Below are 14,744 nucleotides of genomic sequence, written 5' to 3'. Positions count from 1 at the left end.
GGTGCGACCAGGTTGCACATTCAGCCAAAACAGCGTTTGCCTTGTAGAACAAAGCAATAGACGTGCCAGAATGGGCATTGGAAGGGAGGAAGGGGGGAGTAGGCCTGATAAGCGTAGCGCCATCAGGCACGATGCGGCACAACTGCCGGATGGCGGCGTACCGCCTTATCCGGCCTGCATTTGATGGGGCACTGGTTTATTTGCGACGCTGGCGCAGACTCATTACCACCGCGCCAAAGCCAAATAGCGCGGTAAGCAGCCAGAGCGGCCAGTTACCGGTACGGGCATAAGGGGTTAAGCCTGTGGTTGGTGTAACGCTGGTGGTCAGCACCTGACGGGTAAACTGCGGGATCATCGCCTGAATCTCACCCTGTGGGCCAATCACCGCCGTAATACCGTTGTTGGTGCTACGCAGCAGAGGGCGCGCCAGTTCGAGAGAACGCATACGCGCCATCTGGAAGTGCTGCCACGGACCGATGGATTTACCAAACCACGCATCGTTGGAGATAGTCAGCAGGTAGTCCGTATCCGGGCGGAAGTTATCACGAACCTGTTCGCCAAGAATGATTTCGTAGCAGATGGCTGCCGTCAGCTTAAAGCCGTGCGCATGCAGTTGTGGCTGCACATAAGGGCCACGGCTGAACGAAGACATTGGCAGGTCAAAGAACGGCGCTAACGGACGCAGGATCGATTCCAGCGGGACAAACTCGCCAAATGGTACCAGATGGTTTTTGTTGTAGCGGTTGCTGGAGTCGTAGCTGTACGGACTGTCTTTACCCAGCGTGATAATGGTGTTGTAGGTGTCGTAACGATTCTGCTTGTTCAGACGTGCGTCTACGATACCGGTAATCAACGTGCTGTTTTTCGATTTCAGCAGGTCATCCATCATACTCAAAAAACGCTGCTGGTTAATTTCCAGGTCCGGAATAGCGGATTCTGGCCAGATGATGAGCTGTGATTTGCCCATCTCAGGCTGGGTGGCGTCGAGATAAATCTTCAGGGTGTTGAGTAACTGGCCTTCATCCCATTTAAGCGACTGCGGAATGTCACCCTGCACCATCGAGACCTGGGTGGTTTTTTCCGGCTCAAGCGTGTACCACTGGATATAGCGCAGCGGAAAGGGCAGAGCGAAAAGCACCAAGGCGGCAACCAGCGGCTTCCAGTTACGCGTAACCAGCGCCAGCGCCAGCAGGCCGCTAACCATCATCAGCAGGAAATTAATCGCCTCAACGCCCATTACCGGCGCCAGTCCTTTTAACGGACCGTCGATCTGGCTGTAGCCGAACTGTAGCCATGGGAAGCCGGTCAGCACCCAGCCGCGCAGGAATTCAGTGATTTGCCAGACTACCGGCGCGGCAATCGCTACGCGTATCCAGGTGGTTTTCGGCCACAGACGCGCCAAAACACCGGCAAACAGACCCGTGTAGAGGGAAAGGTAAGCAGCAAGCAGAACCACGAGTAAGACGTTAACGGGGCCCGGCATACCGCCAAACTGCGCGATACTGACGTAAACCCAGTTGATGCCTGAGCCAAACAGTCCCAGTCCCCAGAAGTAGCCGATAGCGGCAGACTGGAGCGGACGGAGGTTGAAGGTGAGAGCCTGCAGGCCCATCAGCGAAACAATCGCAGCGGGCCAGATGTCATACGGTGAGAAAGCCAGTGTCCCGCAGGCACCGAATAATAACGCCAGCAGCAGGCGAATGCGCTGGCGTTCAATTAATGGGGCAAATGCCATGTAGTCTTAGATCCAGTTTCGGGTTTATTCGTCCAGTTTGGGCTGGGGTGAGTCGTCCGGAATTCTGACATGAACCTGAATAATACGACGGCTGTCGGCCATTGCCACTTTGAACTGGTAACCATCAATGTCGATGGTCTCTCCACGCGCGGGCAGATGACCGAAGGCCTGCATGACCAACCCGCCAATGGTATCCACTTCTTCATCGCTGAAATGCGTGCCGAAAGCTTCGTTGAAGTCTTCAATTGGCGCCAGCGCGCGAATAGTCCAGGTGTGGCGACTGAGCTGACGGAAATCAATATCGTCTTCTTCGTCGTACTCATCTTCAATTTCACCGACGATCAGTTCAAGGATGTCCTCAATGGTCACCAGACCTGAGACACCGCCAAACTCGTCGATAACGATAGCCATATGATAACGCTGGGAGCGGAACTCTTTCAGCATGCGGTCAACCCGCTTGCTTTCAGGGACGACAACCGCCTGGCGTAACACTTTCTCCATGCTGAAGGCTTCGGCATCGCTACGCATAAACGGCAGCAGATCTTTGGCCATCAGAATCCCTTCAATGTGATCCTTGTCTTCGCTAATTACCGGGAAACGCGAGTGGGCAGACTCGATAATGACATCGAGGCATTCGTCCAGAGTTTGGTTGCGTTTCAGGGTAATCATCTGGGAGCGAGGGATCATGATGTCGCGAACACGTTGGTCCGCAATATCCATTACCCCTTCGAGCATATCGCGCGTATCTTCATCGATAAGGTCGTTTTGCCCGGAATCACGGATCAGCTCCAACAGTTCGTCGCGGTTTTTCGGTTCACCGTGGAAAAGTTGGCTCAGTAACAGGGAAAAAAATCCCTTTTTGCTGTTTAAGGTGTCACTACTGTGTGAATTGTCGTCGCTCATGGCGTCGTATGGGTTCTCATGTTAGTTAATACAAAGCGCGTCATGTGCGTATATTCAGCTGTTGACGGCATATCTCTTCATTGTACTTCAAACCTTGTAGGCTTTATCAGGCCTACAAGATGTCGAAATGCTTACTCTTTCTCGGCAATGTACGGATCCTCATAGCCCAGAGCAAGCATAATCTCTGTTTCGAGGGATTCCATCTCTTCCGCTTCATCGTCTTCAATATGGTCGTAGCCGAGTAAATGCAGGCTACCGTGCACCACCATGTGCGCCCAGTGGGCCTCAAGCGGTTTGCCTTGCTCCTGCGCTTCTTTCTCAACCACCTGACGGCAGATGATCAAATCGCCCAGCAGCGGCATCTCAATGCCCGGTGGGGCTTCAAACGGGAAAGAAAGCACGTTGGTGGATTTATCTTTCCCGCGATAGGTCAGGTTCAGGTCGTGGCTTTCCGCGTCATCGACCAGACGAATAGTCACTTCAGACTCTTCCTGAAACTGCGGGATCACCGCATCCAGCCAGCCCTGAAACTGACTTTCTGTTGGTAAACCGGATTCGTCTTCACATGCCAGCTGTAAATCGAGGATAACCTGACTCATTTTTGTTCCTGCTCCTGAGCTTCGCGCTTGCGTTCTGCAGCCTGCTCGGCTTTGCGTTTCTGTTCTGCTTCTTCCCAGGCTTCATACGCTGTGACGATACGGGCGACTACCGGGTGGCGCACCACGTCTTCGCTATGGAAGAAATTAAAACTAATTTCGTCGACTTCAGCCAGCACTTCAATGGCATGACGCAGACCGGATTTGGTGCTACGCGGCAGGTCAATCTGGGTAATATCGCCAGTGATGACAGCTTTGGAGTTAAAGCCGATACGGGTCAGGAACATTTTCATCTGTTCGATGGTGGTGTTCTGGCTCTCATCAAGAATGATGAATGCATCGTTCAACGTACGACCGCGCATATAGGCCAGCGGCGCAACTTCAATGACGTTACGCTCAATCAGCTTTTCAACCTTTTCAAAGCCGAGCATTTCGAACAGCGCGTCATACAGCGGTCGTAAATACGGATCGACTTTCTGGCTGAGATCTCCCGGCAGGAATCCCAGTTTTTCACCCGCTTCTACAGCCGGACGGGTCAGCAGAATACGACGGATCTCCTGACGCTCAAGCGCATCGACCGCAGCGGCAACCGCGAGATACGTTTTACCCGTACCCGCAGGGCCAACGCCAAAGGTGATATCGTGGTCGAGGATATTCGCAATGTACTGTGCCTGGTTCGGGGTACGCGGCTTTATTACTCCGCGCTTGGTTTTGATGTTCACCGCTTTGCCAAATTCAGGCACGCTGTCTGCGCTTTGCTCAAGCACACGCGCTTCTTTGATCGCCAGATGAATTTGTTCAGGCTCGATGTCCTGCGTCTGACCGCGCATTGGGGCGGTATCGACGTACAGACTACGTAAAATATCTGCCGCAGCGGTGACGCAAATTGGGCGACCGGTCAGTTTAAAGTGGTTATCACGGCGGTTAATTTCGATGCCGAGGCGACGTTCCAGCTGTTTGATGTTGTCATCAAATGGGCCGCAAAGGCTCAGCAGTCGTGCGTTGTCTGCGGGTTCAAGGGTGATTTCGCGAGTGTCTATGTTCAAACTGTTCCTCTTATGCATGTCTCGCCGGACGCTGAACATTTACCGGCATCTAAGGAAATTATTCACGCCATGGGGGAAAGGCGCAAGCATTGCAGTAAATATGGGGATGATAGGGCAGATTACAAGGCCCGCCGGGATAGCGAGCCCAGGATTGTAGGCCCGATAAGTGTAGCGGTATCGGGCCTTTTTTACGTCTTTCAGCAGGATTAAGGCTGATAAATACCGACGCCCAGATCGTTTTCTTTACGGGTACGCGCAATGACCGATTCAGGGGACTCTGCGATACGCAGACCCATTTCATCTTCGGTACGCACCACTTTACCGCGCAGGGAGTTAGTCCAGACATCGGTAATTTCTACGTCTACGAACTTACCGACCATTTCCGGGTTGCCTTCAAAGTTCACCACACGGTTATTTTCGGTACGGCCTGACAGTTCCATGATGCTCTTACGCGATGTGCCCTCAACCAGAATGCGCTGGGTCGTGCCGACCATACGACGGCTCCAGGCCATAGCTTGCTGGTTGATACGCTCTTGTAGAATGTACAGACGCTGTTTCTTCTCTTCTTCCGGCACGTCGTCGACCATATCGGCGGCAGGGGTGCCAGGACGCGCAGAGAAGATAAAGCTGTAGCTCATGTCAAAATTGACGTCAGCGATAAGCTTCATGGTCTGCTCGAAATCCTGCGTGGTTTCACCCGGGAAACCAACAATAAAGTCGGAGCTAATCTGGATATCCGGACGCGCTGCGCGCAGTTTGCGGATGATCGCTTTGTATTCCAGCGCGGTATGAGTACGCCCCATCAGGTTCAGTACGCGGTCTGAACCGCTCTGTACCGGCAGATGCAGGAAGCTCACCAGCTCTGGCGTATCGCGATAAACTTCAACGATATCATCGGTGAATTCGATCGGATGGCTGGTGGTGAAGCGAATACGGTCGATGCCGTCGATCGCGGCCACCAGACGCAGCAGATCGGCAAAAGATCCGATCGTGCCGTCGTAGTTTTCACCGCGCCAGGCATTCACGTTTTGCCCCAGCAGGTTCACTTCACGCACGCCCTGGGCTGCAAGCTGGGCGATTTCAAACAGAATATCATCCGCCGGACGGCTGACTTCCTCACCGCGGGTGTAGGGCACCACGCAGTAAGTACAATATTTATTACAACCTTCCATGATGGACACAAACGCGCTTGGACCTTCAGCACGCGGTTCCGGCAGGCGGTCGAACTTTTCGATCTCCGGGAAACTGATATCAACCACCGGGCTACGGGTCGTACTTCCACGCACTTTGTTGATCATTTCCGGCAGGCGGTGCAGCGTTTGCGGCCCAAAAATAATATCGACATAATGCGCGCGCTGGCGAATATGATCGCCTTCCTGAGACGCAACACAGCCACCGACCCCAATAATGAGCTTGGGATTTTTCTCTTTTAACAGCTTCCAGCGGCCCAGTTGATGGAACACTTTTTCCTGAGCCTTCTCACGGATTGAGCAGGTATTCAGCAGCAGCACATCCGCTTCTTCCGCCACGTCAGTCAGTTGATACCCATGAGTGGCATCCAGCAGATCGGCCATCTTCGATGAATCGTATTCGTTCATCTGACAGCCCCAGGTTTTAATATGGAGTTTTTTGGTCATCGACTTGCTCTTGCGAAATTGTGGCTGAAATGCAGGGCGCATAGTGTACTGCTTTGGCGCGGTTGTGACCAGTATGACGGATGTCAGCCTCAAGGGGTAAAAAATCCTGTAAACTTACACAATACATGTAACTGGATAATTGACCATGACAAATCAACCAACGGAAATTGCCATTGTCGGCGGGGGGATGGTCGGCGGCGCGCTGGCGCTTGGACTGGCGCAGCATGGATTTACGGTAACGGTCATTGAGCATGCCGTTCCAGCGCCGTTTGTGGCTGACGGACAGCCTGATGTCAGAATTTCTGCCATTAGTTCCGCGTCGGTGTCGTTGCTAAAAGGGCTTGGCGTCTGGGATACGGTGCAGGGGATGCGCAGCCATCCTTATCGTCGACTGGAAACGTGGGAGTGGGAAAATGCCCATGTGATGTTTGATGCCGCCGAGCTTAAGCTGCCTCTGTTGGGCTATATGGTGGAAAACACGGTCTTGCAGCAGGCGCTCTGGCAGGCGCTGGAAGCTCACCCCAAAGTCACGTTGCGCGTACCGGCGTCCCTGATTTCTTTGCATCAACATAACGATCGACATGAGCTTGAGCTGGCAGGCGGCGAAACCATCAGCGCGAAGCTGGTCATCGGCGCCGATGGTGCCAACTCTCAGGTGCGAAAAATGGCCGGGATTGGTATCCATGCCTGGCAGTATGCACAGTCCTGTATGTTGATAACCGTGCAATGCGAAAATTCACCGGGAGATAGCACCTGGCAGCAATTTACGCCTGACGGCCCGCGCGCGTTTTTACCGCTGTTTGATAACTGGGCCTCGCTGGTGTGGTACGACTCACCGGTTCGCATCCGCCAATTGCAAGCGCTGAATATGTCGCAATTGCAGACGGAGATTGCTAAACATTTTCCATCGCGACTCGGTAACGTGATGCCATTGGCAGCGGGGGCGTTCCCGCTTACGCGTCGTCATGCGCTGCAATATGTGCAACCGGGGCTGGCGCTGGTAGGTGATGCCGCGCATACCATTCACCCACTGGCGGGGCAGGGCGTTAATCTGGGTTTTCGTGATGTCGATGCGTTGATTGATGTGCTGGTGAACGCGCGCAGCTACGGTGAATCCTGGGCCAGTCAGCCGGTGCTCAAGCGCTATCAGAATCGCCGTATGACTGACAATTTCATCATGCAAAGCGGTATGGATCTGTTCTACGCCGGATTCAGTAATAACCTGCAGCCGCTGCGCATCATGCGCAATCTCGGGCTCATGGCCGCAGAGCGCGCTGGCGTACTGAAACGTCAGGCACTGAAGTATGCGTTAGGGTTGTAGCTCGAGCGGTGCCTGATGGCGCTACGCTTATCAGGCCTACATAACCTGTAGGCCGGGTAAGACTTGCCGTCACCTGGCGTTAGAAAAGCAAAAAGCTCGCCGAAGCGAGCTTTTTTAATATGGCTGGGGTACGAGGATTCGAACCTCGGAATGCTGGTATCAGAAACCAGAGCCTTACCGCTTGGCGATACCCCAACGGGTGCACCCACAGAGTGGACGACTTTTTGAAATTGGCTGGGGTACGAGGATTCGAACCTCGGAATGCTGGTATCAGAAACCAGAGCCTTACCGCTTGGCGATACCCCAACAATTTTTTGGATTTACCGAACGAATCGATACGTCCTTAATATGGTGGCTACGACGGGATTCGAACCTGTGACCCCATCATTATGAGTGATGTGCTCTAACCAGCTGAGCTACGTAGCCAAATACTAACATTTTCTTCGATGGCTGGGGTACCTGGATTCGAACCAGGGAATGCCGGTATCAAAAACCGGTGCCTTACCGCTTGGCGATACCCCAATGACCGTTGCGGTGAACCGCTATATCGAAGAAAAAATGGCTGGGGTACCTGGATTCGAACCAGGGAATGCCGGTATCAAAAACCGGTGCCTTACCGCTTGGCGATACCCCATCCGTGCAACGCTTACGGGTGAATGGTGCGGGAGGCGAGACTTGAACTCGCACACCTTGCGGCGCCAGAACCTAAATCTGGTGCGTCTACCAATTTCGCCACTCCCGCAAAAAAAAGATGGTGGCTACGACGGGATTCGAACCTGTGACCCCATCATTATGAGTGATGTGCTCTAACCAGCTGAGCTACGTAGCCATCTTTTTTTTCGCGTAACCTTATCGGCGTTGCGGGGCGCATTATGCGTATTGAGCCTTGAAGCGTCAACCCCTTTTTCATTGAAAATAGCTGGAATGTGACTGTTTGGTTAGGTTGCGAACAGCATGACGCAATATTCGGCAATTATTAGTTATTAATTGTTTTTTTGCACAGAAAACAAACATAAAAAAAGAGCCCCGCAGGGCTCTTAGCTAAGGATTAACTTATTTATAAGCGGACTGGTGTACGCCAACGGCGCGGCCAGACGGATCGTTCATGGTTTTAAACGCCTCATCCCATTCGATCGCCTTGGCAGAAGAACAGGCAACCGACGGCCCGCCAGGCACGCATTCGGCAGCGCTTGCTACCGGGAATAACTCTTCGAAAATCTCACGGTACAAATACGCTTCTTTGGAAGATGGCGTGTTGTACGGGAAACGGAAGCTGGCAGTTTCCAGTTGTTGGTCTGAAACTTGTTCTGCAGCCACCTCTTTCAGTGTGTCAATCCAGCTGTAACCGACACCATCAGAGAACTGCTCTTTTTGACGCCATGCGACGCTTGCCGGCAGGTATGACTCAAAACATTCGCGCAGAACGTGTTTCTCCATTTTGCCGTTGCCGCACATTTTATCCTGCGGGTTGATGCGCATCGCCACATCAAGGAATTTCTTATCCAGGAAAGGCACGCGAGCTTCCACGCCCCAGGCCGACATGGCTTTGTTGGCACGGGCGCAGTCGAACATATGCAGCGCCTGCAACTTGCGCACGGTTTCTTCGTGCAGTTCTTTCGCATCTGGTGCTTTGTGGAAGTAGAGATAGCCGCCAAACACTTCGTCAGAACCTTCACCCGACAGCACCATTTTAATGCCCATTGCTTTAATTTTACGCGACATTAAGTACATTGGCGTTGAGGCGCGAATCGTCGTGACATCGTAAGTTTCGATGTGGTAAATCACGTCGCGGATCGCATCCAGACCTTCCTGCACGGTGAAGTGGATCTCGTGGTGGACAGTACCCAGATGGTTCGCCACCTCTTGCGCGGCTTTCAGATCCGGAGCGCCTTCCAGGCCGACGGCGAAGGAGTGCAGCTGTGGCCACCAGGCTTCGCTACGTTCCTGATCTTCAACACGGCGTGCCGCGTATTTTTTAGTGATTGCGGAAATGACGGATGAATCCAGACCGCCGGACAACAGAACTCCATAAGGAACATCTGACATCAGGTGGCTTTTCACCGCATCTTCCAGCGCCTGACGCAGCTCGTTTTTATCGGTAACGTTATCTTTTACCGCATCGTATTCAAACCAGTCGCGCTGGTAGTACTGACGAATTTCACCGTCTTTACTCCACAAATAGCTACCGGCCGGGAATTCTTTGATCGTGCGGCATACAGGAACCAGCGCTTTCATTTCAGACGCTACGTAGAAGTTACCGTGCTCGTCGTAACCCATATACAGCGGGATGATCCCGATATGATCGCGACCGATCAGGTAGGCGTCCTGCTCGCTGTCGTACAGCGCAAAAGCAAACATGCCTTGCAGGTCATCGAGGAACGCGGGTCCTTTTTCCTGATACAGCGCGAGGATAACTTCGCAGTCGGAACCGGTCTGGAACTGGTAGCGATCGCCGTATTCAGCACGCAGCGTCTGGTGGTTATAAATTTCACCGTTAACCGCCAGGATATGTGTCTTCTTCACGTTGTACAGCGGTTGAGCACCGGCATTGACGTCGACGATGGACAGACGTTCGTGTGCCAGAATGGCGTTATCACTGGCGTAAATACCTGACCAGTCCGGGCCGCGGTGGCGCATCAGACGAGACAGTTCCAGGGCCTTTTTACGCAGTTCAACTGCGTCAGTTTTAATATCGAATACGCCAAAAATAGAACACATAACCTTCTCCGTTAACCTGTTGCGTGATGCTTTTTATGTTTGCTTGATAAAGAAAATGCCGCAAAGGCGGAGAGGGCGCAAGTGAATTACGGGGCAAAAAATAAAAAACGCAATGGTCATTGTGGATTAGTGAAAAAAGATTACAGAATAGACGCGTTTATTGATGAATCGCCAGTTTTATGGCGGTTTTATTAAATGGAGGGGCTGCCGTAGGCTGGATACGGCGTTGACGCCGCTATCTGGCCATAACGCCGCAAAATTGCCGAATAAGACGCACTCGTGTCTTATCCGGCCTGCGAATTAAATCACATCAATTTCCGCAACGGACGGGTAAATCCAGCTTGGTCTGAACGGCATGTTGTCAATATCATCAAGCTTGGATACGCCAGACAGAACCAGGATTGTTTCCAGACCCGCCTGGAAACCAGCCAGAATATCGGTACGCAGGTTGTCGCCAACGATAACGGTTTCTTCTGAGTGCGCCTGCATTTTGTTGAGCGCCGCTCGAATAATCCACGGGCTGGGTTTGCCGACATAAAACGGTTTACGACCTGAGATCTTCTCAATACCGGCACAGAGCGCTCCACAGGCGGGATAAAAGCCGCGACCGTGGGTATCCGGGTTAGTGGCGATAAAACGAGCGCCGTTGGCGACAAAATACGCCGCTTTGTGCATCATGTCCCAGTTATAAGAACGTGTCTCGCCAACAATCACAAAATCGGGGTTCACGTCGGTAATGGTAAATCCAGCTTTATACAGTTCGTGAATTAACGCGCCTTCGCCTACCACGTAGGCCTTTTTCCCTTCCTGGCGACGAAGAAAATCAGCGGTAGCCATCGCGGAAGTATAAAAGACGCTATCAGGGACATTCACACCCGCTGTGGCAAAGCGGTTTGCCAGATCTTGCCCGGTCTGCGAAGGGTAGTTAGTCAGCAGGACTAACGGCAGACCTTTTTCCAGGATCCCAGTCAGAAATTCTGCCGCACCTGGTACGGCAACATTGTCGTGCATCAGCACGCCGTCGATATCACAAATTACATTCTTAATGGCCATGGACAATCCGACATTAAAAAAAGAAGGCATTACTATACACAAAATACACTACATCATTCGAGTTGCATCAAGGCGGCAAGTCTGCGAACCCCTGGAGCTTACTGAAGTAAGTGACCGGGGTGAGCAGATGCAGCTAACGCAGAGGCAGCTCGAAGAATGACGTGTATTAGTTTTCCAGCAAACGTTGCAGCAGTGTACCGTTGAGCATTGCGCGCTTCACCAGCGCAAAAGCGCCAATGGCGGAGCGATGATCCAGCGTGGACCGAACCACCGGTAAATTATGGCGAAACGCCTTCAACGCCTGCGTGTTGATACAGCTTTCTATTGCAGGCAGCAGCACCTTATCCGCCTCGGTAATTTCGCCTGCAATGACGATTTTTTGTGGATTAAACAAGTTAATGGCGATGGCGATGGTTTTACCCAGGTGGCGACCAACGTGCTCAATGACTTCTGCTGCCAGATTATCGCCTTTATTTGCTGCCTTACAGATGGCTTTGATGCTGCAATCATCCAGCGTGAGTCGACTTGGATAACCCTGCTTCAGTAAGTTCTGCACGCGATGTTCAATAGAAGCATTGGCGGCAATGGTTTCCAGACAGCCGAAATTACCGCAGTGACAGCGCTCACCCAGCGGCTCTACCTGAATATGACCAATCTCGCCGACGTTGCCATTGCGACCGATGAAAATTCGGCCATTGGAGATGATTCCTGCCCCGGTTCCGCGGTGCACTCGCACCAAAATAGAGTCTTCGCAATCCTGACTTGCCCCGAAATAGTGCTCAGCCAGCGCCAGGCTGCGAATATCGTGACCAACAAAGCAGGTGACTTTAAAGCGTTTTTCGAGCGCTTCGACCAGTCCCCAGTTTTCGACCTGAATGTGTGGCATATAGCGGATGACGCCGCTTTCAGGATCGACAAGGCCTGGCAGGATGACAGATATTGCGATCAGCTCACGGATTTTCCGCTGGCAGCTCTCAATAAAGGTGGCAATGGTGTTGAGCAGCGCATATTCCAGCGTTTCCTGGGTGCGCTCCGGGAGGGGGTAATGCTCTTCGGCGACCACTTTACTGCTCATATCATAGAGAGTGAGCGTTGTGTCGTGACGGCCCAGGCGTACGCCGATGGCGTGGAAATTGCGGGTTTCTGTGACGATAGAGATAGCGCGGCGGCCCCCGGTGGAGGCCTGCTGATCGACTTCTTTGATCAGCCCGCGTTCGATCAACTGACGCGTAATTTTGGTTACGCTGGCGGGGGCAAGCTGGCTTTGCTCGGCAATTTGAATTCGCGAGATTGGCCCATGCTGGTCAATCAGGCGATAAACCGCCGCGCTGTTAAGCTGTTTTACGAGATCAACATTACCTATTTGAGCTTGTCCGCCTGGTGTCATTCTTTCTCTTACTCAGTAACGACCTCGTTGCCATTAACGATGGTCTTGATGATTTTAAAGTCGTGCGTGAACGCAGTCAGGTTGGCTACTTTGCCTGGCGCGATGCTGCCGAGTTGTTTGTCGACGCCAATGGCGCGAGCAGGGTAGAGCGTTGCCATGCGTAAGACTTCGTCGAGGGCGATATTTGCATGCTCGACCAGATTGCGTACGCCTTCAATCATGGTTAATGATGAACCGCTTAACGTGCCATTCTCATCAACACACAGTCCATTGCGGTAGTATATTGTTTTACCAGCGAAAATGAACTGTTCAATGTTTGCACCTGCCGGCGCGGTCGCGTCAGTGACCAGGCACAGCTTGTCGCCTTTCAGGCGCTTAGCATTACGAATGTTAACGTAGTCAACATGCAGGCCATCGGCGATGATACCGCAGTAGATATCGGCTTCATCCAAAATAGCGCCCGCCAGACCGGGTTCGCGGCCGGTAATGTACGGCATCGCGTTGAACAGATGCGTTGCAAAGGTAATACCTGCACGGAAGCCGATTTTTGCTTCTTTTACCGTTGCATTGGAGTGACCCGCAGAAACCACGATACCCGCATTCACCAGTTTGGTGATGACCTCTACCGGGACCATTTCTGGTGCCAGTGTGACTTTGGTGATCACATCGGCATTATCGCACAGGTAATCAACCAACGCAGCGTCCGGCTGACGGACAAATCCCGGATTATGGGTGCCTTTTTTCACCAGGTTCAGCCACGGGCCTTCAAGATGAAGTCCTAATGCCTGATTCGGGTGTTTCGCCAGGTATTCACGCATCACGCGAACACCTTGTTTCATCAGGTCATCGCTGGTGGTGATAAGCGTTGGCAAATAGTTGGTGCAGCCAGATTTTTCATTGGCTTTCTGCATGATTTCTAGCGTTTCAACGGTCACGGCTTCTGCCGTATCGTTAAACTGTACGCCGCCGCAGCCGTTCAGCTGTACATCAATAAAACCGGGGGAAACAATGGCCCCATTCAGTGAGCGCTGTTCGATCCCTGACGGTAATTCAGCCAGTGGGCAAACGCTGTCGATCAGGCCATTGGCGACAACAATCGCATGGTCATCAAGAATTTCGTGACCGGTAAAGATCCGGCCCTGGGTTAAAGCATACATTCCGACCCCCGATTTCAAAAAAATGCCGCCCTGCAACTTATCGACAGGGCGGAGACATCAATTACAGACCTTTAATATTTTCCGCTTCTAACTCGTTGAAGTATTTCAGCGTCTTCACTTTCAGTTCCATGGTGGAAGGCTCATCGCAGACCACAACGGCTTTTGGATGCAGCTGCAGGCAACTGATGGTCCACATGTGGTTAACGTTGCCTTCAACGGCGGCTTGCAGCGCCTGTGCTTTTTGGTGGCCCAGAACCAGGATCATCACTTCTTCAGCATCCAGCAGGGTGCCCACGCCAACGGTCAGCGCATATTTAGGCACCTGGCTTACGTCGCCGTCAAAGAAGCGTGAGTTAGCAACACGTGTGTCGTGAGTCAGCGTTTTGATGCGGGTACGGGAAGCCAAAGAGGAAGCAGGTTCGTTGAACGCGATGTGACCATCGTTGCCTACACCGCCCATAAACAGGTGGATTTTACCGTAAGAACGGATTTTTTCTTCATACTGACGGCATTCTGCATCAATATCCGGCGCGTTACCATTGAGGAGGTTGATGTTTTCTGCTGGAATATCAACGTGATCAAAGAAATTGCGGTGCATAAAGCTGTGGTAGCTTTCCGGATGCTCTTTCGGCAGGCCAACATATTCGTCCATGTTGAAAGTAACAACATGCTTGAAGCTCACCTGGCCCGCTTTGTGCATTTCAACCAATGCTTTATAAGCTGTCAGCGGAGTACCGCCAGTCGGCAGGCCCAGAACGAACGGACGATCTGCCGTTGGTTTGAACGCGTTAATACGGTTAACGATATGGCGAGCAGCCCATTTGCCGACTTGTTCAGCGGTATTCAGGGGGATCAGTCTCATTCTTCACCTCAAAAGTAAATGTAAGCAATTGGCGGATTGAGTCTCTGTGCAGTATTAAGCGTAACCTGGTTTTGCATCGGTAAGGATCAATCCGTTTCGATTTTTTGAATGATAAAATAAGTTTTCGTAGTTAGCCAGTGAAAGGGAGGGTTAATAACGATATTTGGTGACAGAAATCACAAAAAACATGCGTTTAATTTGCGATACGAATTAATTTTTCACACACTCTGAATGTAGATGAATGGTTAATATCGTTGTTCCAGAATCTTGCTGTCAGGAATGGTCGCACAATAAAAATATGGCTTCAAAGAAGCCTAATCGGGGTCTCG

Annotated in this window: 11 protein-coding genes and 7 tRNA genes; 1 reads left to right on the top strand and 17 read right to left on the bottom strand. The window is 52.0% G+C overall.

Features of this window, described 5'->3' with window-relative positions:
* Positions 1-196 precede the first annotated feature (196 nt).
* The 5 genes from lnt to miaB form a co-directional block, all read right to left on the bottom strand.
* Positions 197-1,735, bottom strand: coding sequence for an apolipoprotein N-acyltransferase (lnt, locus tag BZK41_RS01460; RefSeq protein WP_079936933.1), 1,539 nt, complete (start codon positions 1,733-1,735; stop codon positions 197-199).
* 24 nt (positions 1,736-1,759) lie between these two features.
* Positions 1,760-2,638, bottom strand: a complete 879-nt coding sequence (gene corC, locus BZK41_RS01455) for a CNNM family magnesium/cobalt transport protein CorC (RefSeq protein ID WP_003022770.1) — start codon at positions 2,636-2,638, stop codon at positions 1,760-1,762.
* Between the two features lie 131 nt (positions 2,639-2,769).
* Positions 2,770-3,237 carry an rRNA maturation RNase YbeY gene (ybeY, locus tag BZK41_RS01450; protein WP_003831323.1) on the bottom strand — a complete coding sequence of 156 codons (468 nt, stop codon included), beginning with the start codon at positions 3,235-3,237 and terminating at the stop codon, positions 2,770-2,772.
* Positions 3,234-4,280, bottom strand: a complete 1,047-nt coding sequence (locus BZK41_RS01445; protein ID WP_003022776.1) for a PhoH family protein — start codon at positions 4,278-4,280, stop codon at positions 3,234-3,236. The genes ybeY and BZK41_RS01445 overlap by 4 nt, the downstream gene beginning before the upstream one ends.
* A gap of 206 nt (positions 4,281-4,486) precedes the next feature.
* The gene (gene miaB, locus BZK41_RS01435; RefSeq protein ID WP_079937018.1) at positions 4,487-5,917 is read right to left on the bottom strand and encodes a tRNA (N6-isopentenyl adenosine(37)-C2)-methylthiotransferase MiaB; all 1,431 of its coding nucleotides are present in this window, start codon (positions 5,915-5,917) and stop codon (positions 4,487-4,489) included.
* Between the two features lie 145 nt (positions 5,918-6,062).
* On the opposite strand from miaB, the gene ubiF reads away from it, so the two are divergent.
* Positions 6,063-7,238, top strand: coding sequence for a 3-demethoxyubiquinol 3-hydroxylase (gene ubiF, locus BZK41_RS01430; protein ID WP_079936931.1), 1,176 nt, complete (start codon positions 6,063-6,065; stop codon positions 7,236-7,238).
* A gap of 120 nt (positions 7,239-7,358) precedes the next feature.
* Here ubiF and BZK41_RS01425 read toward each other — a convergent pair.
* The 12 genes from BZK41_RS01425 to nagB form a co-directional block, all read right to left on the bottom strand.
* A tRNA-Gln gene (locus BZK41_RS01425) sits at positions 7,359-7,433 on the bottom strand.
* A gap of 36 nt (positions 7,434-7,469) precedes the next feature.
* A tRNA-Gln gene (locus BZK41_RS01420) sits at positions 7,470-7,544 on the bottom strand.
* Positions 7,545-7,587: 43 nt separating this feature from the next.
* Positions 7,588-7,664, bottom strand: a tRNA-Met gene (locus BZK41_RS01415).
* 21 nt (positions 7,665-7,685) lie between these two features.
* Positions 7,686-7,760 (bottom strand) — tRNA-Gln (locus BZK41_RS01410).
* A 37-nt stretch (positions 7,761-7,797) separates the two neighbouring features.
* Positions 7,798-7,872, bottom strand: a tRNA-Gln gene (locus BZK41_RS01405).
* A 23-nt stretch (positions 7,873-7,895) separates the two neighbouring features.
* Positions 7,896-7,980 (bottom strand) — tRNA-Leu (locus tag BZK41_RS01400).
* A gap of 10 nt (positions 7,981-7,990) precedes the next feature.
* A tRNA-Met gene (locus BZK41_RS01395) sits at positions 7,991-8,067 on the bottom strand.
* Between the two features lie 224 nt (positions 8,068-8,291).
* Positions 8,292-9,956: an asparagine synthase B gene (asnB, locus tag BZK41_RS01390; protein WP_079936930.1), complete on the bottom strand. Its 1,665-nt coding sequence runs from the start codon at positions 9,954-9,956 to the stop codon at positions 8,292-8,294.
* 300 nt (positions 9,957-10,256) lie between these two features.
* A complete protein-coding gene (nagD, locus tag BZK41_RS01380) occupies positions 10,257-11,009 on the bottom strand; it encodes a ribonucleotide monophosphatase NagD (RefSeq protein WP_003022792.1) in 753 nt (250 codons plus the stop codon).
* A 166-nt stretch (positions 11,010-11,175) separates the two neighbouring features.
* Positions 11,176-12,396 (bottom strand): N-acetylglucosamine repressor, encoded by a 1,221-nt coding sequence (locus BZK41_RS01375; RefSeq protein ID WP_043015581.1) that lies wholly within the window; start codon positions 12,394-12,396, stop codon positions 11,176-11,178.
* Between the two features lie 8 nt (positions 12,397-12,404).
* Complete coding sequence (gene nagA / locus BZK41_RS01370) at positions 12,405-13,553, bottom strand: N-acetylglucosamine-6-phosphate deacetylase (protein ID WP_079936928.1); 1,149 nt, start codon at positions 13,551-13,553, stop codon at positions 12,405-12,407.
* Between the two features lie 61 nt (positions 13,554-13,614).
* Entirely contained in the window at positions 13,615-14,415 is an 801-nt protein-coding gene (gene nagB, locus BZK41_RS01365) for a glucosamine-6-phosphate deaminase (protein ID WP_003022803.1), read from the bottom strand.
* Between the last annotated feature and the right edge of the window lie 329 nt (positions 14,416-14,744).

Origin of the sequence: Citrobacter sp. A316 (assembly GCF_002042945.1) — a bacterium.
Taxonomy (GTDB): Bacteria; Pseudomonadota; Gammaproteobacteria; order Enterobacterales; family Enterobacteriaceae; genus Citrobacter; species Citrobacter portucalensis.
This window is presented reverse-complemented; position numbering and strand designations above follow the sequence as displayed.

Bases quoted from the DNA above. Each gene is read 5' to 3' on its own strand.
- lnt (WP_079936933.1), bottom strand. From the start codon at position 1,735: ATGGCATTTGCCCCATTAATTGAACGCCAGCGCATTCGCCTGCTGCTG.
- corC (WP_003022770.1), bottom strand. From the start codon at position 2,638: ATGAGCGACGACAATTCACACAGTAGTGACACCTTAAACAGCAAAAAG.
- ybeY (WP_003831323.1), bottom strand. From the start codon at position 3,237: ATGAGTCAGGTTATCCTCGATTTACAGCTGGCATGTGAAGACGAATCC.
- miaB (WP_079937018.1), bottom strand. From the start codon at position 5,917: ATGACCAAAAAACTCCATATTAAAACCTGGGGCTGTCAGATGAACGAA.
- ubiF (WP_079936931.1), top strand. From the start codon at position 6,063: ATGACAAATCAACCAACGGAAATTGCCATTGTCGGCGGGGGGATGGTC.
- asnB (WP_079936930.1), bottom strand. From the start codon at position 9,956: ATGTGTTCTATTTTTGGCGTATTCGATATTAAAACTGACGCAGTTGAA.
- nagD (WP_003022792.1), bottom strand. From the start codon at position 11,009: ATGGCCATTAAGAATGTAATTTGTGATATCGACGGCGTGCTGATGCAC.
- BZK41_RS01375 (WP_043015581.1), bottom strand. From the start codon at position 12,396: ATGACACCAGGCGGACAAGCTCAAATAGGTAATGTTGATCTCGTAAAA.
- nagA (WP_079936928.1), bottom strand. From the start codon at position 13,553: ATGTATGCTTTAACCCAGGGCCGGATCTTTACCGGTCACGAAATTCTT.
- nagB (WP_003022803.1), bottom strand. From the start codon at position 14,415: ATGAGACTGATCCCCCTGAATACCGCTGAACAAGTCGGCAAATGGGCT.